Here is a 26,778-nt window from a genome sequence, read left to right as displayed (position 1 = left end):
ATCACCCTTTGAACTGGTACGAGCTACAGAATTTCGTCCACCGGAAGCTGCTCTCGGCAGGCTGGCGCGTGCAGCGCGAAGTCCCCGCGCCCGAGGGCTGGAGCTGTGGAAGGACATATTGGGATGCCGCCTACATCCAGCGCTTGGGCTTCCGGCCGGCCACCGTCATCGATGTCGGCGTGGGCCATGGAACAACTGAGCTGTATCGCGCCTTTCCCGACGCCTTTCTGCTGCTCATTGAGCCGGTGGCGGAGTTCACCGCCGACATTGACAGGATCCTCGCGGCCCGCCGCGGCGTCCATGTGCCCGTCGCCCTGGGCAGCGCCCCAGGTGAAACCGACCTCTTCGTCGAGCCGCGCCTCCCGCAACTCACCAGCTTCTACAAGCGCGACCGCCTGGAGCAGACCGGCGACCGCCCGGACATCCGCCGCATCCAGGTGGAAACACTCGACCGCGTCATCGCGGCCCAACCCTACGCGCGTCCCTTCGGGTTGAAGATCGACGCCGAAGGCGCGGAACTCGACATCCTCCAAGGCGCCGCAGCCACTCTGCGCGATACGGAATTCCTCATCCTGGAGGTCAGTGTCCCCAGGCGTTTCGAGGGAGGTTACCGTTTCGCCGGCATGATCGCCGAACTCGACCGCCGAGGTTTCGCCATGGTGGACATCCTCGACATCGGCCGCGCCGATACCTCCCAAGTGACCTTCCTGGACCTCGTCTTCCAACGGCAAGTGTGAAACCATCCGGCTGCAAACCACAGCCGCCGGGATCCTCGCAACCAAGGCGATTGAGCCGCGGCCAAATTGAGCCGCGACCGTGAGGGAGCGGTGGAATCACCGCAATCCCCCACTCAACACACCACAGCCACCCACTGCCGCCACATCTTCAACCGAGCCCCCACGGCACCCTGGCACTATCCAAAGCGAACAAACCACCCCCCGTCACCGCCCGACCGGATAAGCCCCCGTCGTCCGAGCCTCCTGCTCGCTCCAGCCCAGCAGCTTCCGCACATCCGCCGGCAACCCGCCCGCCAGACCCGGCAGCGGTTGCAGCAATTCGTACCGGCCCACATCGACCCCCTGGAACACTGACCGCGGAGTCCGGTCCAACTGTCGCCCGCCGGCCTCAAACCCGGACGCCAACCCGCGCAACTCCTCCAGCGAAACCGCCGTCGCCACACAACTCTCCGTCGCAGCCGGACCCCATGTCGCCAACGGAGCCTTCGTCTCTACGCCCGGCAACGCCGCTCGCGCATACACATTCCCATCCAGCACTTGCGCCTGCGGACGCGGAAGCTGCGCGCATAGGGCCGCGGGCTGCTCGAACCGCAGCAATGGCCGGCGGCTCGCCTCGCTGGCCGCCAGTAAGTTGTTCACGAACACATGTCCCTCGCGCTGGTCGACACCCGGACCCGTAGCCGGATGCCACCCGAAATGGTCGCCCGTGGCGCTCCGCTGATTGCGCTCGAACGAGGCCGGCGCATCCAGGAACGTATTGTTGTAAATCCGCGCCCCCGCCGAGTTCAGGATGTAGACACCCCGGTCGCAATTCAGGAAGACATTGCCCGCCACCGTCGCGCCGCGCGAGATCTCGAAGAAGAAACCATTCACCGCCCGGTCCACCCAGTTGTTCACAAATACCGCGTCGCGATTGCCCACGTCATACCAGACCCCGCTTGAATTGGGATTATCCAGGATCAGGTTGTCGCGCACGGTAACCCGGTGCGACTGGTTGAAGATCTTCACCGCCGCCGGATAGTACCCCGTCAACTGCTCAATATTGTTCCGCCGGATGATGTTCCGCTCCAGCAGAACGTCGGACGACCCAATCACATAGAGCCCTTCCGTGCTGGTGTCGCTGATCAGCGATTGCCGAATCACCAGCCCGTCTCCGCGAAAGTAACCGGCCACGCGCGAGCAATAAGTGATGGACACATTCTCCAACACCGTCCCCGTCACCTCCTTGCCATAAGTCGAAGGATCCGAGGGACCCACCGGTTCATCCGTCGGTTCATCGGCCGCCGTGAAGTGCTTCTTGCCCTCCACCTCCAGCGCCCGGTAGGCGTACTGCGTGAATGCAATTCCCCGGATCACCGGACCCTTGTGGTCCGAACTCTTGCCGTGAACCGCCGAGCTCGTCCTCACCAGCGCACTGTCAAAGGCCGTGATCTCCACCAGGTGGTTGGCCGGGTTCACGCCCAGATAGACGTAGCCGCCCTGGTAGTCGATGAAATAGGATTTCGGGGTCAGCTCCCCTTCCCATCCGGCGGACTGCAGCAGTTCCCCATCCAGGAACACCATGTCGTTATTGAACCGGTGCAGCGGCGTCCGCATGCCCTCCCGGCCCCGCTGCCACCAGCCCAGCGGCGCGGCCGGAAACAGCCGCTTCCACGGAGTCCGCCAGACGTTGTCGCGCAGCGCCTCCCACTTCACCGCCACCTGCGTCCCTTTCAGCACGGGCCGTTCATCGCCATAGGGCTGCATCGTAATGCCCTGGTTCAGCACCAACCCGCCCGTCCGGTACACCCCACCGCGCAGCACAACCGCATCGCCCGTCACCACCCGTTCCATCGCCGACTCCAGCGTCGTCGGCTGTGCAAGGTCGGTGCCGGGAGACTCCGCTACGCCATTCGGTGCGACGTAGAAAACGTGTGCTGCCTTGGGAATCTCGTAGCGCTGGTCGATCGGTCCATAAGGCCCGCCCGAAGGCTGTGCATACCCCAAAACCGCCAACAGCAGAAAAGAAGAGAGGAACAAGCCGCCATGAGTGCGTCGTGCGGTCCGGTGAACTGGGCGCATCGCAACTCCTTTCGAGGAAGAACAAAGATCGTTCGAGATCCATTAAACACCATGCGCAACCGCGCGGAGGTGCGCAGGGCCACCAGGCACCATCCCAATCCCGGCACGGCCGCTACCTTCCAGCAAGTGCTCGTCGAAGCATGAGTTGATCCTAGGCAGGCGAAAGTGGTGGCCCCCCGCCTGACCCAAGTGCGGTTCGGGCGTCGCCGACACCGGCTGCCGGAACACAAGCCGCATGGGGAATCGGGCCAGTGCATCGTGGACGGGCTGGAGCCTCCCAATGGATTCGCGGCGCCGCCTTCCGGTGTTGAGTGAGAGCGTGAGCAGCGCGAATCGACGGAGTCGGCATGAGCGCGCACAGCTCAGCATACTGGCATGGATCGTGAGGAATAACAGCGTGATAATGCGGGAGTGACCGGCCATGGCGTCCGCCTTTCCAGGTTCAATGGCGCGCTTAGGAACTGCTCGCCCCACCCACTGACTAGAGGCCGTCTAACCACCGCACTACGCTCGATCGCGCCTGCGTACGACGAATCCCCCATGGCCGGAAAGGCTACCCCTCCACCGAGCGGAGCGGACCGCTTCGACAGGCCGAAACAACGCCCCTTTCAACAATCGCAATCGAACGGCATCAGGGGGCCAGTCACGGTACTCCGCATAGCTGTCCTGACCCGGAAATCGAGGCAATGATGGAACGATCACAACTCCAGGCGGCCAGGATCTTCGGCATCGCGTTCCTTTTGAGCCTGGTGATCATCACGCTGGCGTTTTCCCGCTTCTATGCTCCTTACTTGGTCTGGGGAAACGGGGAAGAAACCGCCCGCCGCTTCATCGCCCATGAACAGGCCGTTCGCCTCTACCTGGCCGGAGCCTTCTTCTACGGGGTGGGGCTGATCGTCCTTCCGGCGGCGCTGTACACGATCCTTCTCCCTGTCAATCGGGGCATTGCCATGTTCGCGGCATTCTCCAAGCTGACCTACGCGTTGTTTTGGTTCATCGTGATGATGCACATCTTCGGCGCCCTGCGCTTGCTGGAAGGCGCCGGCTCGCTGCGCAACTTCGGGCCGGACGGCCTGGCCGCCCTGGCGGGATGGCAATTCGGCGTGAGCCGGGATGCCTACTACATCGGCCTGGTCTTCCACGGGATGGGAACTGCCCTGTTCGCCTGTGTCCTTTTCCAATCGCGCTACGTACCCCGCCCCTTGGCGCTCTGGGGCATTCTGGGCTCGCTGTACGAGGGGTGCTGCGGCTTCGCGTATCTCATGCACCCGAATTTCGCGGCGATTCTGTCGCCGAACTGGTATGAGTTGCCACCCATGACCTTCGAGGTTCTGCTCAGCCTGTGGTTCCTGTTCCGCGGGCTGAGATCGACGGAAACCCTGCAGGCCGGGCCACCGGGCAGATAGGGCGGAGTCCCTGTCGGCGCCTTCCACAACTGCCGCGCGCTCCCCTCAGCAGGTGGCCTGCCGGAGAGGAACCGCTCAGGCGGGCTTGCCGTCGGATCGGGAGACCCTCGGTCTCAAACAGCCTTCCGGTTCTCAGTCGGTGGGATGGCCTGGCGCCCACCGATGTCGAGCCATGGTCCACTTCATAAAGCTCGGTGATCAACGGCCAGAAGACCATCGGCGGAGAAAGCCCCATCAACCCGGCTCATTCCGCCTCTTCCCTCACCACCGCCCCCATAATCTCACCCCGCACACCCGCACTCTTCCTCCACTGGACGCGCCGCTACCTCCGCCGCCGGCACGCCAACCCGGCTCCGGTCGATCGCCCGCATCAGCCGCTTGTGCAGGAAAAACGAGGCGCCCAGTGTGACGAAGGTCAACACCCAGACAGTGATCCGCGAACCCAGCAGAAGCGAACCGCCCCACCGCAGCAGCCCCAGCCACAGGCCCGTCAGCAGACACCCTCCAATCACCGCGGCGCGCCGCTCCGCCGCTTTCCAGGGCAGGGCGTGAACCCAACCCGCCAGGAACGTCAGCGTGAACGGAACCGCCACAATCAAATCGATCTGATAGTGCTCCCCCAACGCCAGTGTGGCGAAGAAGGTCCCAAGCAGAAACACGCCGGCCACTGCGCGATAGACCCGGCGCGCATGGCGCAGAACCCAATAGCACCCCAGCGCGGAGGCAAAATGCAGGGACGGCATGCAGTTTCGCACATAGCCCGGTAAACTCATCGCACTCAGGCTGTCCGCCGGCGGCAATCGCCTGGGCCAGTCCGCCGCAAACGCAAACTGGGGGCCGGCCGCGGGACAAAACCAATACAGGCTGAAGCCGATGAGCCCCATGCTCACAAACATCTGAAAGGACCGGTATGGGGAATTGGGATCGCGAAAATCAACGGCCAGCGCGAGCCCGGCCATCGCAGGCAGGGCGTTATAAACAGTCGCCGTCAGATTCCACAACGCCGGCCGCCCGGCGAGAATCCCGCCCAGCAGAAAACTCAGGTGGAACCCAAACTGCCCATCCACGGCGTGAAACAGTGGATCGATCGTAAGCGGGCACATGATTTGGTTCAGCGGACGAAGGAAGCCAAGCGAGACCCAGAACCACCCACTGATCCAGGCGATCGCAAAGAACCGGCTGGCCGGCCAGCGCTGCGCCTCGGACACAAGAAAGACCCGTGCCCCCAATACCAGCAGGCAGCCCACGCCCAGGTAGCTCGCAGGGTTGATGAACTCGGAACCGAAGTACTCCGGCTTTGGCTCACCCACCCAGTCCAGCGCCGCATACAGCAACCCGCCAACGCCCACCGCTGCGGCTGCGGCCCAGCGCCCCGGGCGAGCCGCCGCAAACAGAAAGGCGCACCCCAGGTAGGTAAACGCCACGGTAGGGTTACCCCGCAGCTCCCGGAACAATCCACCAGGAATGCCGAAGATGATCATCGCCGGCGACAGCACCAGCATCCATCGAACCCAGATGGATCGAAGTGGATCCCTGCCGGGCTCACCGGCACCCAATTCCAATGTTGAAGTCTTCGCCGCCAAATGCATTCAGGCTGTAATTCATTCCCGCCCCGCAACGACAAGCAGGGCAATAGGGGCGGGAAATGGAGACTTACTGGCCTGTCACTTCGACTGGTACCCCACGCTGATCCGTACTCCGGACTCCCGTATTCTACTCTGAATAGCTGGTCAATGAGAATACATCCTCATCGTCTACGTAAATTCCACTCAGCTTTTTTTCGTAGCTGCTGCAATTGGCAGGGAACGTCTGCGCGTCTCTTAAATACCAGCCCAACAAGGACTTGCATTCGGTGACGAGCCATCCTGGCGCTCCTTGGATGGCCAGACGCTCTCCGAAACTCGATTCTTTCTGGTTCACGAATAGCACAGGATAAACAGGATCCACCTTCCCGCCGCTCTTCCAGGATTTAAAATGCTGCGCGAATTGTCCTGATTCAGGCTCTCAATCGTGCCAATGAACCGGACCTGCCGCCCGGAGGCTTTCACAGGCAATGTCCCGGGACAATTCGCAGCACCGCCCTCGTTCGGGAGACTCGGAGAATTGGGACAGATTACCCGCATCGCTGGGCCTGCGCGGACCCAAACCGCGATCAGGACGGCGCTGGTAGCCTGGACCTCCAGGTCAGCTCCAGCGGCTGCGGGATGAGCCCGGTGGGCCACGTGACAATGGCCTTTCTGCCGGCTGCGGGCCCCACTCCCAACTTGCGCCCTACTCGTTCCGCAGCGCAGTCACCGGGGCGATGGACGCGGCGCGCAACGCCGGGATGACCCCCGCCAACGCGGCAAAGAACAACAGCGTGGCGACCGCGCCGCCGACCGATAGTGGATCGAAAGGCGCGATCTGGTAGAGCCTGGACGCCAGCGCGCGCCCCGCGGCGATGGCGATCGGGATGCCGATCAACAGGCCGATGCCGACATTGGTGAGCGCGCCTTTGAGGATCATGCAAACGACGTTGGTCCGGTCCGCGCCGAGTGCCATTCGCACTCCGATCTCATTGGTTCGCCGTGTGACATTGTAGGCGGTGACGCCGTAGAGGCCCAGGGAGGCAAGCAGCAACGAGAGCAGGCTGAAGATGACGGTCAGCCGGGCGGCGAGCCGTTCGCGATTGAACTGCATGGCCACCTGTTCGCTGTAGGACCTGGGTTCGATCGGCAGCAGATTCGGATTGAGGCTCGCTAGGGCGTTGCGCAAAGGCATCTCGAAACGCTCAGGCGGGCCGGAGACGTTCAACTGAATCGCTTGTGGATACAGAGTTCCTTCTTCCAGGCGGCGGTAATCCTCCTGGCGGTAATCCGTGCTTTGCGTGAACGGCAGAAAATACATCGGGTGTTGCACCAGAGCTGGATTGCGGTACTTCACCGCGTTGACGATGCCGACGATCTCAAAATCACGGGCATGGCCATCCAGTCGCGCGCCGAAACGTTTGCCCAGTGCCTCGTCGATGCTGCCCCAGAACTTTGCCGCGAACCACTCATCGACAATGGCGACATGTACGGCCGCCTGCGTGTCACGGGGTGAGAACGGACGTCCGCGAAGCACGCGTACCCCCATCGCCTCGAAGTACTGCGGACTTACGCGATTGAACAGGACGTTGGTTTCGCTGATCCATTTTTCGGTCCGCCCGTCAATCTGAATGCCCAGGTTGATGCAACAGGAACGCTGCGGCGTCTGCAGGGAGTAGCTCGCGGTCCGCACACCCGGGATCGAGCGCAGCGTCTCTTCCAGCCGCGGATAGAGCGCCGGAAGATCCGCCTGTTTGTAGCCCGCGGAGTCGAGGCTGATGTTAGCGATGACGCGGCCCTGGGCAGCAAATCCGAACTGAGTAGTCTCGAGATTGCGCAGGCTTTGCGTGAGCAGCCCCGTCAACGCCAGCAGCACGATCGAAAGCGCCGCCTGCAGGATGACTAGCATGCGCTGCGGCCCGGAGGAGGCGCGGGACGTCGTGCGGCCGCCGCTGCGCAACGCTTCGCCCGCTCCGGCGTCCGTGTTCTTCCACGCCGGGAAAAGACCGAAGACCAATGCGGCCAATGTGGCGAGCGCGAAGGCGAAGCCGAACACCGGGAGCGAAGGGCTCGCACTCACCGGGATGAAGGCATCGCCACGAAATGCGATCCAGAGAATCATCCCCGATCCGGCGTAGGCGACGAGAATCCCTCCGATGCCGCCGAAGAGCGAGAGCAGCAGGCTTTCGGCGAGAACCCCGCGCATCAGCCGGAAGCGCGTGGCGCCCAGCGAAAGACGCAGGGCCATCTGCTGACGGCGAGCGACGCCCCTGGCCAGCAGCAGGTTAGAGAGATTGGCACAGGCGATGAGCAGGACAAGGCCAGCGGCAATCGCCAGGAACTGCAAGCCGGATTCGGAGTCGGAGCGCAGCGAAGAGACGCCAGTGCCGCCGGGAATCACCCGAACCTGTTGCTTGGAGAGCCGCGCGCGGTCCTCATCGGAAGTCCTGTATTCGGCCAGGTCTTGCCGCAAATCGTTCGTAATCTGCGCCTCCACCGCGGCCGCCGGGTAGCCCGGATTCATGCGTCCGATCAGGAACAGCCAGGAAGCCTGCCGCTGGGGTAACATGGAGTTCTGTGGGGACCCGGCAAACATTGGTTCCTGCCCGAGTGGAATCCAGAGTTCCGGCGGATGCGGGGTGAGGCGCGCGCCTTCAAAACCCTCCGGCGCGACACCCACCAGCGTCATGGCGCGGCCGCTCACCACGAGCGTCGAGCCGATGAGTGTAGGATCCGAGTTGTATTTCTCTTTCCACGCCCTGCAGCTCATCACGACGGCGGGCGGCGCCGTAGCGCCGTCATCCGCCGCAATAAACAAGCGCCCGGCGCTGGCGTTCAAACCGAACGTCGCAAAGTAGTTGGCGGAGACCCACTCGCCAGTTAACGTCTGGGCGGTTTCACGCGAACCAGCGCGCCTGACGCCGAGCGACGGATTCGCGCCGGAGAAGGCCGCGATATGCGAGAACGCTTTGTTGGTGTCGGCCAGGTGCCGGTAGAACGGATAAGAGAAGGTGCCCCATGAGTCCTGCATGCCGAGCCACAGGCAACAGTAGTTCTCGCCCGCGCCGATGCGGTACAGTGCCCCAGGGTTCGACACGGGCAACTGCTTCAGGATGACCCCGTGGATGAGCGTGAAGATGGCGGTGTTCGCGCCGAGCCCAAGAGCCAGCGTCAGGATCGCGATAACGGTGAAACTGGGGCTGCGGCGCAATTGGCGCAGGCCATGGCGAAGGTCCCTCCAGAGGTCACCGAATACCGATTCCCAAGTGGAATCGCGAACCGCTTCTTTCACGGAGTCCATGCTGCCCATCTCGATTCTGGTGGCGCGCGTGGCCTCGCTTTCCGTCATGCCGGCGCGCATCTTGGTTTCGACCGACATCTCGAAGTAGCTTCGCAGCTCTTCGTCGAGGTCCTGCTTCTTTTTGGGGAGCACTCACACCTCCAGGATTCTGGCGATGGCCGAAACCTGCCGTTCCCACTCGCGCGTTTCCTCGGCGAGCGCTTTCTTGCCGGCGGCGGTGAGCGAATAGTATTTCGCGCGCCGGTTATTCTCGCTGATCATCCACTCGGTCTTGACCCGCCCTGCCCGCTCGAGCCGCAGGAAGGCCGAAAACAAAGACCCCGCATTCACTTTAAAGACGCCGCCGCTGACCTGCTCGATGCGTTGCGCGACGCCCCATCCATGCATGGGCTCGAGCGCGAGAGTCTTCAATATCAGCATGTCGAGGGTTCCCTGTACCATCGTTGCCTCTTCTCTTGATCGTCAGTAGAAGTGTGCCATGGCTTCTACTGGCTGTCAAGAGAAGCAGCGACACGTCGCAAGTCCACAGAACACAAGCGCGGGCATCCCAGCCCAGGGAAGCGGGACGTCCATGAGAAGTGGCTGTCGAGGGAAAACACACCGTCCCTTGCTGCACTGGCCGGATTTGAAGTGTCCCTAATTGGCCGGATTTATGGTGTCCCCCGAGGGTTTGGAGGGGATGGAATGGCCGGCGCGCAAGAGTCGGAACGCCTCACTGTACCTTCGAGGCCTGATCTGTCGATCACCCTTTTGAATCTGAACTGCATGCGCTAGCCAAGGACCGCAGCAGCAGAACGCTGGTTCATCCTAGCATCCAAGTGGTGACGATCCAAGTCGTAGTATGCGCAGGTATCGACTCTGGGAGGGATCTCGCGTGCTTTGGCTTCTTATGCGAGGGCTGGTTTGACTGCGGTTTGCTTTGGCAGTGTGGCGTTCAGCGCGTTGACGTCTTGGTAAAGCTTGCGGAGGTGTTCGTCGCTCATGTCTAGAATGGGTTCGTACATGAACGAGTTCAAGTGGATGTTCTCCGGCGTCATCAGCGCGACGCGTTGGAGGACGTGAACTGCTGCCGTGTCATTCTTGAATTGGGTCCTAAACCTGCTTAGGAGCGCGCGAGTCTGGTTTGACGTGATACTGTCGACGAATTCGGAGTCGTTGATTCTGTCGATCATGTACTGTTCGGCTGCTAGTCGTATGGCGATCGACAGGACGATCTTATTCTCGAAATTTATCCCCGTGTCCGCGTTGAGGCAAGCTGCTGCTTCTTCATGGATGCTCTCGACAACGGTCTTGCTCGAGGCCGGTGACACCTCGGTACCGCCGAAGACCTTGTTGTACATGCTGTCCAGGTCTGAGTGGCTTATCTGCCAAGAGTTAGCTTTCCAGTGTAGGAGTGCGGTGAGCGCGGCGAAGTCAGCGTCCTGCTCGCCTTTGGTGTACTCGATAATGTTTCGGATGAAGGGGATACTCGCGATCCTCTTGCGCTGGTTCGTAAAAAAGTTAATCTTCCAGTCTTTGACGAATACATTTTGGATGCCGGTTGCTTTATCAAGAGTGATGCCATTCGTGTTCTTATTCGCCATGAGGCAGTGGTCGTATCTAACGAATCTGCTTTGGATGGTTCGAAAGAAGTCGAAGTTGTGAGTGAGGATGACTTGCTTGAAATGCGGATCCTCGTCGATGTCTTGCAGGTACTGTATGATGGCGTATTTATTCTTGTAGTCGAAGGAGTCAGCGATGTCGTCCACGACGAAGATCGTATCCTGGCTGGCCTTGCGTCGGACTTCGACTTCGAAGATGATGTTAAGGATGTAGAGAGCCTTTTTCTCGCCGGTGCTGAGCGCCTGCATCAGCGTTGGTTTCTCCACGGTCGCTTGCTCGTGACCGTCGTCGAAGGTGAATCCAAGTGTCAGCATGGGCTCCTCGCCGAGAATGACAGCGGTCCTATTCTTTGCTGTGAGCTTGAACGGGACGACGAACCGGTCATTGAAGATGTCGATGACCGCTTCCCACTGAGTGCGCTGGGTGTTCGCGGCAGCTACAATCTCCTTCTTGCGTTTCTCTGCCGCACGGTACTTTGTTATGAGATCCTCGTACAGTGGGTAGCGCACCTTGATGTAGGACTTCCAAAGCTCCTCGCGTAAGGTCGGGATGTCGGCGAGCTTGGGCAGGAGCTCCTCATGGTCGCCCAGGTACGCATGGAAGTCTCGAACTGTGACGTTCTTGTTGAGGAGCTTCTCGATCTCCGCGAACTTCTTGCGCAGGTCCTTGTCGTTGGTAATGCTCTCTTTCTCTCTCGAGATCAGGTCGACGAGCTGCTTCTGTGTCGTGATGACGAGTGGTTGTCCGGCGTTAAGGTTGACGGTGTGGCTCGCGTCGAAGAACCCGTTGTCCGCCAGGCTCTTGGCGACGGTCTCGGCGTTGTAGTAGTTGAAGGTTCCTCTCTTAAAGTAAGTGCTCTTGCCGAGGAGCTCGGTGTACTTCTTCGTGTATTCTGCGATGAGCGTTTTGAAGTCCTTCGTCTCTAGGAGGCTGAGGACCTTGTCGTCGAAAATCGTATCGTAATGGATGTCGGCGAGCGGCGCGTCCCTTTGAGTTTGGAGTTCATTCTCGATGCGCAGGAGCGCTTTGAAGAACTCATTAGGGCTCGTCGTAAACGTGCTGGCGATTTCGGTCGCGATATCCTTCTTTGTCTTGGATTGTTCCTTGAGCGCCTTGAGAAATGTGTCTTGCGCCTTGTCGATATCGACGTTGAGTTGCTCGTACTCCTTGCGCAATTTGGCGTCCACGAGGAGTGTACTGGTCTTCTCGGTGTGACCGAAGACCTCATCGTAGGGGCGGATGACGAGCACGCTCTCCTTCGACAACAGCGCACCGCTTTCGTCCGCAATGTTCCTCGTGCATGGCCTGGCAGGGAAGATGCGGTCCTTCGACGTGGTCCCGTCGGCGAGATCCTTGAAGGTTTGCGCGAGCGATGACTTCATCGAGCCGTTCGGGGCGTAGATCGCAAACGCCTTACGTACGGAGAAATCTAGCACCACATTCAGCTTTTTGATACCGTAGCAGTTCTCTAGATCAATTTTCAGTCGATTCATGGATCAAATCCCAAGCGAGCAAATTCAAAGAGGCAGTGCCTGATTATAGCGCTATCAAGGTGCGCCAATCCCTCGGGGGACACCTGAAAACCGGCCAATGATGCGAAAAGGGGGCGTCCTGGCCGGTCACTGTCGCTTCACCTGCATATTTTCCCAGACAATACTCTCCAGTATTCTACTCTGAACGGCCACTTCCAATCACAGTGGATCCGCCCAATCACGATCTGGCTCTCAGTACCTCAACCTCCCTCGCTGGGGCCTGCTCGCCGGCCACCTTCGCCCAAAGCTCAGCGCGTTGCGCGCGCATTTCCTCCTTAAACGCTTGATCCCCAAAGGTCTGGCCAGAGTGTGTCGCGCGGCGCAGCGCTCTTAGCTGGAAATCCACTTCCGATTCATTCAACAGGCGCGCTCAAGCGGCAGCGCCACCTGCCGCACACCAGAACGACAGGTCCGCAATCGCGCGGGGTCGTCCCCTGATAGATGAGCCTCAGCGCTGGACCATTCATAGCACCGCGGGTCGGCCACCAGTCCGGCCCGAACCGGATTCATTTCCACATAGCGCAAGGCCGCCCACAGATGTGATGCACCCAAGGGACAGGAATTGAACCGGTTCTGCCAAAGGTGCCCACAACGCCCCCGGCAAGCATTCAAGTATTGAACGTAGCGGCCGTGCACACGTTGCATCACTTCGGCCAGGACAGGCACCTCGTGCGGCACGGCAATCAGGTGGATCTGATTGGCCATCAGGCACTAAGCCAGAATCGAGAGGTTGCTGACGGCCGCCTGTTCGCGCAACAAACGCAGGTAGGTCAGCCGGTCGCGTCGGGAATGGAACACTAATTGGCGGTCGGTACCAAGTTGGGTGATGTGATGTGCTACGCCTGGCGCAATGAATCGAGCGGATCGAGGCATTCTAATCAATCACTACACTGCAGAATGATTTCTTCTCGTCCAAATTCGAGAGTGACATGCCAGCACGTCCACCTTGCCACGGCTCGGATCGCACCCGCTGATTTCAAATACTGAACCGCCCATGCGACCCGATTTGCAACCACGGTCTGCGAATCGCTGGCAAGCCGCTCGGCCAACTCCTCTTCGGTGAGGTTCAGTTGATCAGCGATTCGCTGGCGCATCTCGGCGAGTGGATGCTCCTTGCGGTCTCCAACGAGCCGCAGAACAGGGAGCATCAACGATTAGTAGTCGGGAATTGACATTGTTCAAGGAAGCTCACTTTCGCGTTGTAGGAGTCCCCATCTGGCTATTCGGCATCTATCCACATCAGAGGCTCAATCATCAAGAAACCGTTTTACTCCGCTCTCTTTGCTTCATGTCTCTAAGTCCTCTACCAAACCCCGGCTCACATTCGAAGCGGCTTTTCGTGGGCAAAACCTCAAGCCGTCTCTCGACTGGAATTCGAGATCCTAAAGCTGGATCTCGCCTGGTGGACTGCAAAGTCTCAAGAATTCAATGCCGAAAACGGTCAGGTAGTAATTTTCAACATCCACCCTTTCTTTTCCCTTCATCCGGTCGAGTCGTTCCGTTTCGATGCGATACACAAGAATGTCCTCACGCATCAGTTCATCCACGCAAGTCCAAAACTGCTTCAAGTCACCAAGAACGACCTTGCCTAGCTCCACTTTCGCCAGAGTCGCCATCTTCTTTTCATCACCTATTGTAGTAACACCGAGGGCGACGTACATTCGCAGAACATCCGTGAACTCCCCGACAAAAAGAAGATTCGTGGGATTGGGCAATGCTCCCATGCTTCTCTCAAAGTCTAAACCTTGTTTGACTTCTTTCCAAATAGCATTGAGCAACAGTGCGCTGTCCTTCGAGATGTGCTTTAACACGTCGAGAAACCCGATCCGCACGATTGGCTGCTCAGGTGCTTTCGAGGAATTGGCAAGTAACGCCGCCCACATAGTATGGAGGTCTTCGCTTTCTTCCAGCGATGCACCTTCCAGTAGCGGGAACAACAGCTTAATCGGAACGGCCTTGGGGGTGAACCCGGCCCTCTTCGCCATCTCCTCTGCTTTTCTTAGACAATCCAATTGGCGACCGTAGCGATAGCGCCGAACTTCATCACGGAACCGATCTGCAATCTCAGCCGTAGCGGGACCAAGAATCGCCTTGATGATGTCGGTGAACTTCAGGGCACCAGCAATAGCGGCCCCGCCTTTGAGCAAATCTGGAGCCTGCTTGATAATTTCATTGGCGTCCATCAGCGGTCCTCCCGTATTCCGATCAGAGTTGAAATTCCATTAACGAAACAAACGCCAGACCTTCATGAGCAGCCTTCTCGATCTTGAACTTCAACGCATCTCGAAGATCCATCTGTCCTTCGAGAGTCTGTGCCGGATCATAGCCATCCACGATAATAATGCTGCAGCCGCGACCACTGAAAGAGTTGAGAGCCTTGGGCCGTACTCCCTGAACGGCGACGAACAGCCCCCTGGTGCTCTCCAACTTCTGTTCGACCTTGCCTTGAAAGCCATGAAAAGGGGAAAGTGGACGTCCTGACCTGTCAATTTCGCTTCACCTGCATATTTTCCCAGACAATACTCTAGTATTCTACTCTGAGCGGCCCCTTCCAATTACAGTGGATCCGCCCAATCACGATCTGGCTCTCAGCACCTCAACCTCCGTCGCTGGGGCCTGATTGCCGGCCACCTTTGCCCAAAGTACAGCTCGTTGCGCGTCCATTTCCTCCTTAAGCACCTGATCCCCAAAGGGCTGACCAGAATGTGTCGCGCGGCGCAGCGCTCTTGGCTCGGCATCCACTTCTGGTTCGCTCAACAGGCGCGCCCAATCGGCAGCGCCACCAGCCGCACTCCAGAACGACATGTCCGCAATCCGCGCGGGGTATTCTCCGGATAGACGAGCTTCAGCGCTGAACCATTAATAGCGCCGCGGGTCTGCCACCGGTCCGACCCGAACCGGGTGGCAGCATGAGGTCGTTCTCTAATACTGCTGCTTGCGCCAACTGCTGATTCTGGCCGATACCGACGGCAGCAACAGCGCCCGAAAGCGAACCGGGAAGACCGAACTGCAGGCTCAACTGGCCGACACCGGCGGTCTTGCCGCGACCGTCGCGCACTACCCGACCGGCGCCTCCAACTGGATTCCCATCGAGCACCGCCAGTTCTCCGAGATCTCGAAGAACTGGGTCGACGAACCGCTCGACAGCTACCACGAGATTCTCAACTTCATCCGCAAGACGCCCACGCGAACCGGCCTAGCTGTCTCGGCCTATCTCGATCGCCGCCACTATCCCACCGGCATGGAGCCAACCACGGAGCAACTAGAGCATCTGCGCCTATACCCATATCAGACGCTGCCTCATTGGAACTACACCATCCAACCGAATCTGTGAAGTTGTTTTGGCTCCGGCTCTTAGTGCCCCATGAACTTATAGTTCTTAAGGACCTCTGGAACTTGCACCGCGGCGGACAAGGTGTGGCAGGGGATGAATGGAGCGGCAACATTGCCGAAGAACCGCTCCGCGACGACCTCGAAGCGATCCTTAGCTGTGAACTTGCCAAGACCCACGAGTTCGGAAATCCGGCTTGAATCATCCAAAGTAAACCGGCCTGGACGAACGATAGCGTCAAGCCGCAGCAACCGCTCTCCGATTACTAGACGCGCCTGCGAAATAGCCGCGTCCGCTTGGGCGCGCATGATCAGTGTGACTGCAGTCGTTCCCCATGAAAGCAGGCCGCCGATTCGCTTGACTCTAGAAACATCGAAGGGGTCGTCAGTCGTGCCGAGACTTAAGATATGCACATCCTCGGGCGGAATATTCAGCACATACATTGCCTCGAGCAAGCCAACCATCACAGGGCAATTCGCCCAGACGCCGCCATCAAGAAAGCTCTGCCCTTCTGCCGTGTTGAAAGCCGAAAAGTATGTTGGCGCGGCAGAAGTTGCCAACGCGACGTCAACGGCCGCAACTCTGAAGTCGTGAACAAATCGATCGTGGTGAGCGGTCTTAAACATTTGGATGCGCCCGGCGTTGCAGTCGAAACATGGAATTGCAAGTCTAGTAACTGACTCTCCGAGTTTCCGCGCACCCAATACAGTTGTCAAAGTCTGTCGCAGGACTTCACTGGAGTGCTTTGGTCGGAAGATGTGCTTCAGAATACGCCCAAGGCGCCTGTGGACTCCAGTGCTTGGAAAAATTGTGGGGCCGTGCTCTTCATAGAATTTACGGATGTCCTCGGAACGAACTCCAAGCCCGAGTGCCAAAGCAATAATGCCTCCCGTTGAGGTTCCTACAACTAAATCAAAGTAGGACACAATTGGGGACTCGAGCATACGCTCTAGGTCAGCCAGAACTGCAGCCGTAAACGCGCCCTTGATGCCGCCTCCATCGAGGCACAGTACCCTAAACTTGCTCATCGCTAGTTAATGCTGCCGCGTTCCACCCCGAATAGTTCATGTAGGTGTTGGGCTGCCTGTCCTTCACATCGAGCGCTCTCAGCGAAAGCGAGCCTACTCTGGAGATCCTTAAGAAATCGACAGAACAGTTTGATCGCAGAGGAGTTGCCGATCCAGTTTTCAGAGTATACTTCGGATGGAGTAACGGGGTTTGTGACAGCACTGTGCTTATCGAAGCCCTCAAGTGCGGCGAGCATCCCTCGAAGGACGTTGCTCAAGGCTTCAACGATCGTGGGTTCCCCGGAGTAAACGGAAGCAGCCAGTGTGGTTATCACGATTGAGTTGGGTGCATCCGGACCATTAAGAAGCAAATCCCGCCTTCGCTTTAGCAACTGAACCACTGCAACGAGCGGCATTGCTGAGCAGTGGGCCCTAGCCCGCTGTCTCTTGTTGAACCAATATGCATAGCCGGAAGGATTGGAGATCCGCCAATCCTGAGACGGCCCATCAAACACGAGAACGTCCTCTTTCTGCGAATTCTCGTTCGCGATGGCCGGCGTCACATCAACATGGAATTGAGGGCTAAAAACCAGTGTCCAGCATCTCCGCTTCCTCTGGATGTCGCCTCGAAATCCAGGTAGCGCTCTTAGGTGCTCTCCAACGGTCTCGAACAGATTCCGGGGCTGAGATCGCCAAGCGTAGCCCGGGAGCTGGCATACGAGGTCTGCATCGAAGCCTGCGCGGGCGATTGGTGCTGTTGAGGTTCCGAGGCGAACGGATCCTTGCGAGTACACGGACATTCCTTCAGCAAATGGCGCACGCCGCAGCCAAACGCCAATATCGCGCAAGTGCTTGCCTGCCTCGGCGTCCTGTTCCCGCGAACGCCGAAGCGTGCCAACGTGTTTCTCGAATGACCGCTCCAATGAACTCATGGCTATTTGAATTCTACTAGCGCACGTGAATATCTGCGACCCTCAGTTGCAGAGGACTCCGTTTGGGTGGTCCTCACTGTGAAACCCAAGAGCGCGACAACCTCCCACGAGGCAGTTGCACAAGTCAACAACGAAATCCACGAATGGCGGTTTTCCTGGGTGTCTCGCTGCTCCTGCGCATCCTTATCCAGTCATGCGCATCGTGGCCATCGGTTGCCACGGGCCGCGCCGCTTCGGCGCGCTGTTAGGGAAGGCTGGACAACTGCTGCGCACGACGCGATTCGGTGATCTTTGGATGCGAAGGAGCCCTGTGCTGAGATTCTGGCTTCACTCCAGGTCCCGGATTGAATTCATGCCATATATCCATTCCATCCGAAACTGCGTTAGTGAAAGACATTCTTCGGAGATCTCCTCGCCGATCGGTATTGCCTCCAGGCGTCCGCGAGCCCTTATTTCTCACGATCCCGCAACTTCCCAGAATGCAACAGCTTGCGGGACCTCAACCGTGCGACCTTCCACGCGCCACATACTCAGAAGTACGGCTGCAATTGACCCAAAGTGCCGCTGGGACGGGGCGCCATTCATCGGAGAGCTTCAGCGAGAGCGAAAGTCGAAGATACCTGAGCCGAGGCCAATCGCGCCACCGCGCCTCTGAATCCAGTGGATCACCCCAGCCCCCTCCTACCCCGCAGACTTCTCCCCCATTTCCCCACCTTAACCTTCCTTCATCACCAATCAATCAAATATTTCTTCTCCCCTGCAATCAATCAATTACAGACACTCCTCTCCTAAATCCTTGGTCCACCCCTCCCAAGAATGGGTATAGAGGACATTTTCCATGTACATCACCGAACCAACCGATTGCGCCTTCCCCGACATCGACCTCCTCACCCGCCACACTGAGGTCGAAGAGGACGGCATCCTCACCGGTCCTAAAGCCACCGGAGCCCTCACCTTCTGCGAACGCAAGAGTTACTACAAGAAACTTCGTGCCGCCGTCCACGAACAATACAAACCCGCCAACGTCTACCAGCACATCCTCGCCGACCGCATGGCCGACTGCATCTGGCGCGCCGAACGCTACGCCTTCTTCGAAGCCGCCGCCCTGAACCTCCAGATCCAGCGCCAATGGGACAAGACGAACGAACTCGTCCCCAAAGCCAGCTCCGGAGTCCACGCCCTGCAGGGCTGGCTTACCATGGACCCCGCTCAGCGCAAATCCCTCATGGAAGCCCTCAAACTCGAGGAACGCTACTGGCGCCGCCACCGCACCCTCGCCGCCGAACTGCGCCTCGTCCAACGCCTCTACCCCAACTGAGCGCCTGAACATCACAGACCCCGCCCGCGCAGAAAGGACCACCCCATGCCAGCAGCCACCATCTCGGAAAAGCGCCTCGCCGCCAATCGCGCCAACGCCCGCAAATCCACCGGCCCGCGCACCGCCGCCGGCAAAGCCGCCTCCTGCGGCAACGCCCGCCGCACCGGAGCCTACTCCGCCAACCACCAGATGCCTGCTCGCATCGAAACCCACTTCCGCGCCCTCGCCGAAGCCGCCACCCGCGACATCGCCAACCCGCAGCGCCGCGCCCTCTCCTTCGAACTCCAAATGCTCCAGGGCCACGCCCGCCTCCACGAAAGCCGCGAACGCGCCCTCTTCAACGCCGGCCTCGAATACGGCCGCGGCAACGAAGCCGTCGCCACTCAGTGGGTTCTCCGCCAGGTCGGCTTCATCCAGGCCCTCAACCGCTACGCCGGCTGGATCGAAGCCCAAACCCGCCGCGTCCAACGCGCCCTCGACGCTCTGCCCGCCGAACCCGTCCCGGCGGAAGCCCCAAAACCCATTGAATCTATGGATGAATCCACAGAGCCCACAGCAGACCCCGCAATCTCCCCCAACGCACCCTCGCCCGCCCAACCCACTCTGGTTTTTGAGGGATCAAACCCACCTCAGGACACCCGCGAATCCGCCCACAGCCCCGCCGCCTCCCGCAAACCCAAACCGGATTTTGAGGGAACAAACCCACCTGCACCCCAACCGCCCGGCCCGCCCCAACAGCCCGAGCCGCTCCCCCAGCCCGCCCCCCGCCATCGCCGGGGGCCCATCCCAACAACAACGACGCCTGAGCCAAATCCAAACCATGCCCCGCCAAATCTCCAACTAAAGGGTGACCTCGAACACCAACCGCAAGGCCCCCAGACCAAACCCGCTGTCGCTGAAGCCGAAAGCGTCACCGAATCCACGGATACTCACCAGTTCGGTCTGCCCCAACAACCCCAACTGCTCCCCCAGCATGCCCCCCGCCATCGCCGGCCGCCCATCCCAACCACAACGACGCCCGAGCCAAACCCAACCCATCGCCAACCAGCTCGCCCGTCGAATCCCGGCAGCCTGAGCCAACCCTGCCCCCAGCCCCCCGCGGAAACCACCCACAGCCCGCCTGAGCCTTTCGTCTGACCCCGCAACCACCCCGTAAGCCCGGCCCCCCCCAGCCACCGATCCTTGACATCCCAACCTCCATCTCCGCTCACACAGCTCCCAAACTCCACCTGCACCCCGGCTTAGGTTGACCCGATTCGCGCCAAAGTCTACAATCTTGTCATGCCAAAGCCGGGGCGCAAGGTGTGGCACCTGCGCATACACGGAAGCACCTACGAAGTCGTTCGGAGGATGGACCTGGATGCGGAGGAAGAGTTCGTTGAGCGTCCATTTCTGTCCACCACCACGTTCGACCGCTGGCTGAGCGACCCGGTCACCGCCCGGCGTCTCGCCGAGATGCTCTCCTCCGTCACCTCCCTGCCCCAGCGCAATGCCCTCGAAAACAAAGGCTGGCTCAGCGCTCGCCTCGACGACGCCTTCCGCCAACACCGCCTCGTCCTCCTCGAGCCCGAACAGGAAGCAGCCGCCTCGTCCGCCGCCGGCGGTGGAGGTGGAGGTGGCGGAGGCGGCGGCAGCAACCCGAATGCCGCGGCACAAAACCCGCCACCCGCACCAACCCGCGGACGGACCGGAGCCACCCCTCCGCCCACCAAAACCTGGATCGAATTCAAGCTCGTGGACAACAACAACAAACCCATCGCCAACGAACGCTACAAGGTAAAGCTCACCGACGGCAGCATCCAGGAAGGCCGCCTCGGCGCCGACGGCAGTGTGAAGTTCAGCAACATCGACCCCGGCAGTTGCGACATCTCGTTCCCTGACCTCGACGCCAAAGACTGGGCCGCCGCCTGAGGGATTCACCGTGCCAAAGAACCACACCGTCGCGCAGCCCGATCACCTGGCCCGGATCGCCGAGAAGTACCACTTCTTCGACTACACGATCATCTGGGACGATGGCGCCAACGCCGATCTGAAGACCAACCGCGTCAACCCGAATATCCTTTACCCCGGCGACGTCGTCGTCATCCCGGATAAGACGCCCAAAACCGAAACCCGCCCCACCTCCCGCACCTACACCTTCAAGGTCAAGCCTCAGCCCCTCCAGATCCGCCTGATGATCCTCGACTACGACGGCGAACCCGCCGTCTGCGACTTCAAGTTCAAAATCGAAGGCGACTCCGGCGCCGTCAGCCTCGCCGACGGTAAGTTCCGCAAGCCCATCCAGCGCGCCTGGGAGAACGGCTCCATCCGGGTCGACAAGCTGAACATCCTCGACGTGCCCATGAAGGTCGGCTGGCTCGATCCCGTCGAATACGAGTCAGGCCAGGTCGCCCGCCTGAACAACCTCGGCTACAACGCCGGCGTCGTCGAGAAGCCCGACCCTCTGCAGCTCCGCTCCGCACTGGAGGAGTTCCAGTGCGACAATAGCCTGGACATCACCGGAGTATGCGACGCGGACACGCAAGCCAAATTGAAAGAGATCCATCTGTGCTAGCAGCCCGGTTCCGAATTCCGTGCCGCAACTCTTCGGGAGGGCGGACGCCCTCGTCCGCGGCCGGCCCCCTGGCCGGCTCTCTGCCGGACTACTTATGCAAAGCCAGCTCTCTATCTGCCCCCTTGGCCGGAACCCTGCAAGTCCGGAGGAACCAGCATGGCTGACGGCGGGTTTGCGGCCGACCATCCGCCGCGTCCGGACCAACCGTTCTACGTCGCCCCCAACTTCGACGGTGCAACGGAGCGCAACGCTTACCGTGCCCAGTTGATCCCCGTCGCCTGCTGGCGCGTCGACAACATCCGCTTCGAGTTCGACTCCTCGTTCGTCAAGCCCGAAATCGCCGCCGAACTCACCCTCCTCGCCACCAAGATGAAGGCCCACCCCAAGGCCCCCATCTCGATCTTTGGGCACGCCGACCCCGTCGGCAAGGACGACTACAACAAGAAGCTCAGCGGCCGCCGCGCCACCGCCATCTACGCCATCCTCACCCGCAACACCGACCTGTGGGAGACCCTCTACAAGGACAAGGATGACCACTGGGGCCTGAAGTCCATCCAGACCATGCTCACCGCCCTGGGCTACGACCCCGGCCCGGCCACCGGCTTCGGCTCCGGCAAAACCACCGCCGCCGTCAAGAAGTTCCAGGGCGACGACGGCACACTCGACCCCGATGGCGACCCCGGCCCGCTCACCCGCGAGAAGCTGTTCCAGGCCTACATGGACAAGACCTGCGTCGACGATACCGGCGCGGCCTTCCAACTGACCAACGACGACTTCCTGGCCCGCGGCGCCGACCCCGATGGCAAGGGCGACTACCAGGGCTGCGGCGAATTCAATCCCGTGCTCATCTTCTCCAACGCCGAGGAGAAGGAGTTCAAGAAGCCCGGCAAAACCAAGGCGCGCAACGAGGCCAACTCCCCCAACCGCCGCGTCGTCATCTTCCTGTTCCGCCCCAACAGCATCGTCACCCCGGGCAAATGGCCCTGCCCGCTCGCCACCGAGGGCGGCGAAGGCTGCACCAAACGCTTCTGGTCCGATGGCGAGACCCGCCGCCAGAACACCGACAAGCGCCGCGAATACCCCGTCACCCACGACACCTTCGCCTGCCGCTTCTACGACCGCATCGCCTTCAAGTCCCCCTGCGAGACCATCGCCCCCATCCCCCTGGCCACCATCGATTACAAGATCTGGAACGCCCGCTGGGAACCGGCCGAAGGCTTCTGCGGCGACAAGGTCAAGCTGCTGGCCGATACTGACCTGCCCGACGGCGACGCTGTCCAGATCAACTTCACGCCCAAGCAGGGCGCCTCGCCCAACCTCACCCAGCAGGACACCCAGAGCAGCGCCGGCAAGATTGAAGTCGAATGGGAGATCCACGACGTCGACTTCAAGAGCGGAGCCGCTTTCCTCGAGAAGGTCGAACTCGAAGCCAGGTTCACCGCCGCCAAGGCCGCGCCGGCCACCTCCAACCTCCTCACCGTCAAGTCCATGCGGGACACGAACGAGGAGACCTTCAAGCGTGACGACTCCTGGAACGGCTTCGGGAACCACTCCGAGTTCAAGCAGAAGACCGATCAGTTCAAGACCAAACTCACCGCCAACTTCAAAATCGTCAAGTCATGGGGCGCTACCTATATCGACTTCCGCTCCATTGGCTTCACCGGCAAGGATGGCGGCGCGCCTTATGACGGACACCGCTGGGGCCGCAGCACCGGAGTCAACGCCATGGCCCCTAACGAGTACTACGACGGCTCCGAGTGGAAGTCGCTGCCCGACGGCTTCACCATCACCGCCGCCAACTACCAGGCCATCACTTTCCACAAGAACGGCTCCAGCTTCGTCTCGGCCAACGGCGGGACCTGGCCCGAGGAATTCACAGACTACGATTTCAACTCCGCCGCCAACGTCGCCAAACGCGCCGCCTGGATCACCGAAACCAACAGCCGCTGGAGCGATCACTTCATCCTCCGCCGGTCCAAGTGCACCTCTCAGAAAAGCACCCGCTGCTGCGTCTACGACACCCAACTCGAATTGATCCTCACCCCGGTGGAGACCTTCACCGCGGCCGACCACGTCGTCTTCGTGGCCCCAGGGAACATGCGCGCCAACGCCGCCAACTGGTTCATGGACGCCCCCGACCTCTCCACCGCCGCCCATGAGACCGGCCACCGCATCGGCAACCCCGACGAATACAAGGACGGCGCCACCGACGACACCCTCACCGGCGACGGAGCCATCAACGGCATCGACGAAAACTGCGTCATGGGCCAGAACATGACCAAGGTCAAAAAGCGCCACCTCCACGCCATGGTCGAAACTCACAAGAAAGCCATCAAGAACACCTTCGGCCGCGACTACGACTACGACACCCTGAACAAGTGATGAACTGGAACACGAAGTGAACCCCATTCTCGACAAGGCTCTGTTGCAGGCTCTCTCCGGCGACCAGGCCGCCCTGGCGGAGTTCGGGCTGGAGCGCCACACCGTCAGCGGTTCCGGCGTCCCAGGTGGCGGCTCCGCATGGGACGAACGCCTCACCCTCACCGGCGACGGCATCCTCACCCTCTCTTCCAACCGCTCCATCGTCGACCTGAGTTCCGAGCCCATCGGCCTCTACCGCAAACAGGACAAGGCCGAAACCGTCCGCCGCGCCATCCAGCTCGTCCGCGAAGCGGCCCTGACCGAACTGCCGCCCTTCCGCGTCGAGCCCGCCGATACCCGCATCCGTATCAACGTGGCCTGCGGCGGAGTGGTCCAGCGCGTCACCCTCGGCCTCACCGACCCCATGGCGCTCGAACCCGCCCGGCCGCTCCTCCAGGAGCTCGACCGCATGGCCCAATCCGTTCGGGCCGACCCGCTCCGCAGCCTGCGCATCGAACTCGATATGCCCGACTCCGTGCCCGCCGCCAAGGTGCGCCTGCGGCTCATGGTCATCTTCCAGAACTCCGGCAAGGAAGGCTACTGGCTCACCCATCCCGGAGCCCTGCGCCGCGAGCACATCTGGGAGCAGTGCATCCTCGTCTACGGCCGCAAACCCGAAATCGTGCCCGGCTTTACGCCGCCGCCCATCGAGTTGCTGGCCTCGCCCCTCGAACCCATTCGCGATGATGGGATGGACCTGCTCTGGGTCCCGCGCGGCGAAGAAGTGGAACAGCGCTTCAACTGTGTCATGGAGCCACCCGTTCCCGGACTGTACCTGGCGCGGGCCGTCTACTCGTCTTACCTGGGTGAGGAGCAGGTGTCGGGCCGCCCACGTCTGCGCGGCTGCGCCTTCTCCAACCAGGTGGAACTCGAGGTGACATGAGCCGGCTGATCGGACTGCTGGGGAGTATCATCATGGCGATGCCTGGAGCGGAAGCAGCAACCTTCTCGCTGGAATATGCGCAACACTCCGGCTACGGCCGCATGCCGTTGCGGATCCTTGTCGAAGGCGCGCAGGCCACCCTCATCCGCCAGGAAACGCTCAATGCCGGCCAGCCCATCGGTGTCTTCCGCGCGGCCTTCACAGCAGCGGATCAGAGGCGTCTCGCGGCAGCCGTGCCCGATGCCATTGAGGGCGGAGCCCCGCTTCAGCGCGACTCCGGCTACTTCATCGTCCGGCTCAAGGCAGGCCAACGGAACGTCGAACTCCGCTTCGCGCACGATCCCGTAGCGTTGGGCAAAGCCGCTCCCATGATGCAGGAACTCACGCGGCTGGAGAAGGAACTGGCCTGGAAACCGGTGCGCGCGATCCTCGTCGAATTGACGCCCGGCTATGCCGTCAGCATCCACAACATCGGCACCGAAACGGTCACGGTGCCCTTCGGCACGCTGGGACTGACGATCGAATCCATCGCCGCGGCCGAACCGCCCAAAGTCCCCGGCAAGACCCCGCCGCCGCGTGTTTGGGAAATGGCCAACGGCACCGCAAACCTGCCCAAGAGCATCGAAATCGCCGCCGGCCAGTCGCTGGAGTTTCCCCTGCCCCTGGACCCCACCACCAGGGACAAGCTCTACCGGGCGCGCTTCAACGCCCAGGGCAACATCGATCCCGATAGCCCCGAGATCATCGGCACCGCCTACTCCCTGGCCGTCGCCGGCGGGCGCAGATAGCGGCGCCTATTTCGACTCTTCGAACGCGATGCTGCTCTCGGCCCGGGTGCGCCGGAAGTCGTCGTTCTTCAGGCTCATCGTGATGTTCCGCTTGTAGCCGAAGAGCACCTTCAGGCCGAATTCCGTCCCGTAGGTCGCCGGGAACCACAGCCCGTCATCCACCTTGCGGTAGCTGACGCTGAAGCCCAACTGCTTGATGTCGATGCCAAACAGGATCTTCACCGCCCGCGGGATCTTCATCGACAGCTTCGTGGTCACCATCATCGGCTGGAACTCTTCCGGATGGACCAGCACTTCGCCGGCCCAGCAGCGGCTGGCGTCTTCCTTCTTCGGTTCGAAGCTGACCCGGTAGGCCTCCACCGTCCCCACCTTGCGCGTCCCCTCCAGCTTGAACGTGTAATGCGCCTGCTCGTCCTTGGTCAAAGGGAAAAGGTCCTTCGAGATGCCGTCCCGCGACTTCTTGTCGTTGATCATGTCATCGGTCAGATCCTCGATGAGGTCCCCGTCGATGTCGGTGTCCTTGTATTGGAACTTCGGCTTGTCGTAGGTCAGAATCTTCCCGCCGCGCTCGTACCGGCCCTCGAACTTGTCCAGCTTCTTGTCGGTCCCCTTCGCGTCCGGAGTGACGGTGTACTGCCGCTTCTCTTCCCGCGACATCTTGCCGTTGGTGCGCAGCAGCCGGACGAAAGTGTCCTGCCGGTAGACAACGGTCTTGCGCGCCTCGGCCGCCTTCTCCTGGTTGTCGGCAACGCGCTTGAGGATTTCGTCAACGGGGGGCTGCGCCAGGCAAAGCCCGGCGGAAAGGGCGGATAGAACGAACACCAGCTTCATACGAGTCGTACGGCCTCTGCTTTTCCAATACGAGCCGGACCGGCCGTTCCTTGCAGAAAATCGCCCCTACTGCCGCACAATTTCAATCGTGTCGACGACCAGGCTGGACTTCTCCAGGATCAGCAGGATCGTCATCCCGCAGATCCGCCGCAGATACCCCGCGGGCACCGGCACCAGCTTGCGGTCGAGATCCTCGGGCAGCTTGTCGAGCTTCTTGTCCAGGCCCGCCGGGATCACGCCCGCGCGATGGAGTTGCTTGGCCAGGGGCAGCGGAACGTCACCCTTCTTCACCAGGCCGGGTGGCAGATGGCCTGAACCGATCCGGTAGTAGTCCTGGATGATACGGTTCTCAGCGTCGGTGATGAACGGATATCGGAGATGGCTCTCCGCCTCTTCCTCCGCCGTAGCCTTGTCCTTCGCTTTGTCCTGGGCCTGCCCAGCCATCAGCGTCGCGCCCAACAGCAGGAGACCCGCCGGCCAGGCGCAATGAAAATACCGCATCCCTTTAT

Annotated in this window: 21 protein-coding genes; 10 read left to right on the top strand and 11 right to left on the bottom strand. The window is 60.7% G+C overall.

All coding sequences use genetic code 11. The annotated features are described in order from the left end of the window. Positions 1-8: 8 nt before the first annotated feature. Positions 9-737, top strand: a complete 729-nt coding sequence (locus IRI77_RS01630) for an FkbM family methyltransferase (RefSeq protein ID WP_194450350.1) — start codon at positions 9-11, stop codon at positions 735-737. A 204-nt stretch (positions 738-941) separates the two neighbouring features. Here the strand turns inward: IRI77_RS01630 and IRI77_RS01625 are convergent, their stop codons facing one another. Then, positions 942-2,798: a right-handed parallel beta-helix repeat-containing protein gene (locus IRI77_RS01625; protein ID WP_194450349.1), complete on the bottom strand. Its 1,857-nt coding sequence runs from the start codon at positions 2,796-2,798 to the stop codon at positions 942-944. 686 nt (positions 2,799-3,484) lie between these two features. Between IRI77_RS01625 and IRI77_RS01620 the strand changes: the two genes are divergently transcribed. After that, positions 3,485-4,204 carry a DUF4386 domain-containing protein gene (locus IRI77_RS01620; RefSeq protein WP_194450348.1) on the top strand — a complete coding sequence of 240 codons (720 nt, stop codon included), beginning with the start codon at positions 3,485-3,487 and terminating at the stop codon, positions 4,202-4,204. A 281-nt stretch (positions 4,205-4,485) separates the two neighbouring features. Here the strand turns inward: IRI77_RS01620 and IRI77_RS01615 are convergent, their stop codons facing one another. The 6 genes from IRI77_RS01615 to IRI77_RS01585 form a co-directional block, all read right to left on the bottom strand. Continuing rightward, positions 4,486-5,706: a phosphatase PAP2 family protein gene (locus IRI77_RS01615; RefSeq protein WP_194450347.1), complete on the bottom strand. Its 1,221-nt coding sequence runs from the start codon at positions 5,704-5,706 to the stop codon at positions 4,486-4,488. A gap of 769 nt (positions 5,707-6,475) precedes the next feature. Continuing rightward, positions 6,476-9,202: an ABC transporter permease gene (locus tag IRI77_RS01610; protein WP_194450346.1), complete on the bottom strand. Its 2,727-nt coding sequence runs from the start codon at positions 9,200-9,202 to the stop codon at positions 6,476-6,478. After that, the gene (locus IRI77_RS01605) at positions 9,203-9,511 is read right to left on the bottom strand and encodes a PadR family transcriptional regulator (RefSeq protein WP_194450345.1); all 309 of its coding nucleotides are present in this window, start codon (positions 9,509-9,511) and stop codon (positions 9,203-9,205) included. 446 nt (positions 9,512-9,957) lie between these two features. After that, a complete protein-coding gene (locus IRI77_RS01600; protein ID WP_194450344.1) occupies positions 9,958-12,165 on the bottom strand; it encodes an ATP-binding protein in 2,208 nt (735 codons plus the stop codon). 917 nt (positions 12,166-13,082) lie between these two features. Next, positions 13,083-13,352 carry a winged helix-turn-helix domain-containing protein gene (locus IRI77_RS01590; protein ID WP_194450342.1) on the bottom strand — a complete coding sequence of 90 codons (270 nt, stop codon included), beginning with the start codon at positions 13,350-13,352 and terminating at the stop codon, positions 13,083-13,085. A gap of 234 nt (positions 13,353-13,586) precedes the next feature. After that, entirely contained in the window at positions 13,587-14,387 is an 801-nt protein-coding gene (locus IRI77_RS01585; protein ID WP_194450341.1) for an Abi-alpha family protein, read from the bottom strand. A 752-nt stretch (positions 14,388-15,139) separates the two neighbouring features. Between IRI77_RS01585 and IRI77_RS01580 the strand changes: the two genes are divergently transcribed. Further along, entirely contained in the window at positions 15,140-15,538 is a 399-nt protein-coding gene (locus IRI77_RS01580; protein ID WP_194450340.1) for an ISAzo13-like element transposase-related protein, read from the top strand. Positions 15,539-15,558: 20 nt separating this feature from the next. Here IRI77_RS01580 and IRI77_RS01575 read toward each other — a convergent pair whose 3' ends face one another. Further along, positions 15,559-16,563: a CBASS cGAMP-activated phospholipase gene (locus IRI77_RS01575; protein ID WP_194450339.1), complete on the bottom strand. Its 1,005-nt coding sequence runs from the start codon at positions 16,561-16,563 to the stop codon at positions 15,559-15,561. A gap of 2 nt (positions 16,564-16,565) precedes the next feature. Beyond that, the gene (locus IRI77_RS38530) at positions 16,566-17,342 is read right to left on the bottom strand and encodes a nucleotidyltransferase domain-containing protein (protein WP_194450338.1); all 777 of its coding nucleotides are present in this window, start codon (positions 17,340-17,342) and stop codon (positions 16,566-16,568) included. Positions 17,343-18,312: 970 nt separating this feature from the next. Here IRI77_RS38530 and IRI77_RS01565 point away from each other — a divergent pair. From IRI77_RS01565 to IRI77_RS01535, 7 genes are all read left to right on the top strand, one after another. Next, a complete protein-coding gene (locus IRI77_RS01565) occupies positions 18,313-18,792 on the top strand; it encodes a hypothetical protein (protein WP_194450337.1) in 480 nt (159 codons plus the stop codon). 45 nt (positions 18,793-18,837) lie between these two features. Beyond that, positions 18,838-19,929: a hypothetical protein gene (locus IRI77_RS01560; protein ID WP_194450336.1), complete on the top strand. Its 1,092-nt coding sequence runs from the start codon at positions 18,838-18,840 to the stop codon at positions 19,927-19,929. Positions 19,930-20,073: 144 nt separating this feature from the next. Further along, on the top strand, positions 20,074-20,703 hold the full coding sequence (locus IRI77_RS01555; protein ID WP_194450335.1) for a hypothetical protein: 630 nt from the start codon (positions 20,074-20,076) through the stop codon (positions 20,701-20,703). Positions 20,704-20,713: 10 nt separating this feature from the next. Continuing rightward, on the top strand, positions 20,714-21,346 hold the full coding sequence (locus tag IRI77_RS01550) for a peptidoglycan-binding domain-containing protein (protein ID WP_194450334.1): 633 nt from the start codon (positions 20,714-20,716) through the stop codon (positions 21,344-21,346). 156 nt (positions 21,347-21,502) lie between these two features. Further along, entirely contained in the window at positions 21,503-23,728 is a 2,226-nt protein-coding gene (locus IRI77_RS01545; RefSeq protein ID WP_194450333.1) for a peptidoglycan-binding protein, read from the top strand. A gap of 16 nt (positions 23,729-23,744) precedes the next feature. Continuing rightward, positions 23,745-24,650 carry a hypothetical protein gene (locus tag IRI77_RS01540; protein ID WP_194450332.1) on the top strand — a complete coding sequence of 302 codons (906 nt, stop codon included), beginning with the start codon at positions 23,745-23,747 and terminating at the stop codon, positions 24,648-24,650. Next, positions 24,647-25,438 (top strand): hypothetical protein, encoded by a 792-nt coding sequence (locus IRI77_RS01535; RefSeq protein WP_194450331.1) that lies wholly within the window; start codon positions 24,647-24,649, stop codon positions 25,436-25,438. The genes IRI77_RS01540 and IRI77_RS01535 overlap by 4 nt, the downstream gene beginning before the upstream one ends. 6 nt (positions 25,439-25,444) lie before the next feature. Here IRI77_RS01535 and IRI77_RS01530 read toward each other — a convergent pair whose 3' ends face one another. After that, positions 25,445-26,269 (bottom strand): hypothetical protein, encoded by an 825-nt coding sequence (locus IRI77_RS01530; protein WP_194450330.1) that lies wholly within the window; start codon positions 26,267-26,269, stop codon positions 25,445-25,447. A gap of 66 nt (positions 26,270-26,335) precedes the next feature. After that, the gene (locus IRI77_RS01525; protein WP_194450329.1) at positions 26,336-26,770 is read right to left on the bottom strand and encodes a hypothetical protein; all 435 of its coding nucleotides are present in this window, start codon (positions 26,768-26,770) and stop codon (positions 26,336-26,338) included. Positions 26,771-26,778 lie beyond the last annotated feature (8 nt).

It is taken from the genome of Paludibaculum fermentans (genome assembly GCF_015277775.1).
Taxonomy (GTDB): Bacteria; Acidobacteriota; Terriglobia; order Bryobacterales; family Bryobacteraceae; genus Paludibaculum; species Paludibaculum fermentans.
This window is presented reverse-complemented; position numbering and strand designations above follow the sequence as displayed.

Excerpts from the sequence above, each read along its gene's own strand:
- IRI77_RS01625 (WP_194450349.1), bottom strand. The coding sequence starts at position 2,798 with ATGCGCCCAGTTCACCGGACCGCACGACGCACTCATGGCGGCTTGTTC.
- IRI77_RS01620 (WP_194450348.1), top strand. The coding sequence starts at position 3,485 with ATGATGGAACGATCACAACTCCAGGCGGCCAGGATCTTCGGCATCGCG.
- IRI77_RS01615 (WP_194450347.1), bottom strand. The coding sequence starts at position 5,706 with ATGCTGGTGCTGTCGCCGGCGATGATCATCTTCGGCATTCCTGGTGGA.
- IRI77_RS01605 (WP_194450345.1), bottom strand. The coding sequence starts at position 9,511 with ATGGTACAGGGAACCCTCGACATGCTGATATTGAAGACTCTCGCGCTC.
- IRI77_RS01600 (WP_194450344.1), bottom strand. The coding sequence starts at position 12,165 with ATGAATCGACTGAAAATTGATCTAGAGAACTGCTACGGTATCAAAAAG.
- IRI77_RS01590 (WP_194450342.1), bottom strand. The coding sequence starts at position 13,352 with ATGCTCCCTGTTCTGCGGCTCGTTGGAGACCGCAAGGAGCATCCACTC.
- IRI77_RS01585 (WP_194450341.1), bottom strand. The coding sequence starts at position 14,387 with ATGGACGCCAATGAAATTATCAAGCAGGCTCCAGATTTGCTCAAAGGC.
- IRI77_RS01575 (WP_194450339.1), bottom strand. The coding sequence starts at position 16,563 with ATGAGCAAGTTTAGGGTACTGTGCCTCGATGGAGGCGGCATCAAGGGC.
- IRI77_RS38530 (WP_194450338.1), bottom strand. The coding sequence starts at position 17,342 with ATGTCCGTGTACTCGCAAGGATCCGTTCGCCTCGGAACCTCAACAGCA.
- IRI77_RS01565 (WP_194450337.1), top strand. The coding sequence starts at position 18,313 with ATGTACATCACCGAACCAACCGATTGCGCCTTCCCCGACATCGACCTC.
- IRI77_RS01560 (WP_194450336.1), top strand. The coding sequence starts at position 18,838 with ATGCCAGCAGCCACCATCTCGGAAAAGCGCCTCGCCGCCAATCGCGCC.
- IRI77_RS01555 (WP_194450335.1), top strand. The coding sequence starts at position 20,074 with ATGCCAAAGCCGGGGCGCAAGGTGTGGCACCTGCGCATACACGGAAGC.
- IRI77_RS01545 (WP_194450333.1), top strand. The coding sequence starts at position 21,503 with ATGGCTGACGGCGGGTTTGCGGCCGACCATCCGCCGCGTCCGGACCAA.
- IRI77_RS01535 (WP_194450331.1), top strand. The coding sequence starts at position 24,647 with ATGAGCCGGCTGATCGGACTGCTGGGGAGTATCATCATGGCGATGCCT.
- IRI77_RS01530 (WP_194450330.1), bottom strand. The coding sequence starts at position 26,269 with ATGAAGCTGGTGTTCGTTCTATCCGCCCTTTCCGCCGGGCTTTGCCTG.
- IRI77_RS01525 (WP_194450329.1), bottom strand. The coding sequence starts at position 26,770 with ATGCGGTATTTTCATTGCGCCTGGCCGGCGGGTCTCCTGCTGTTGGGC.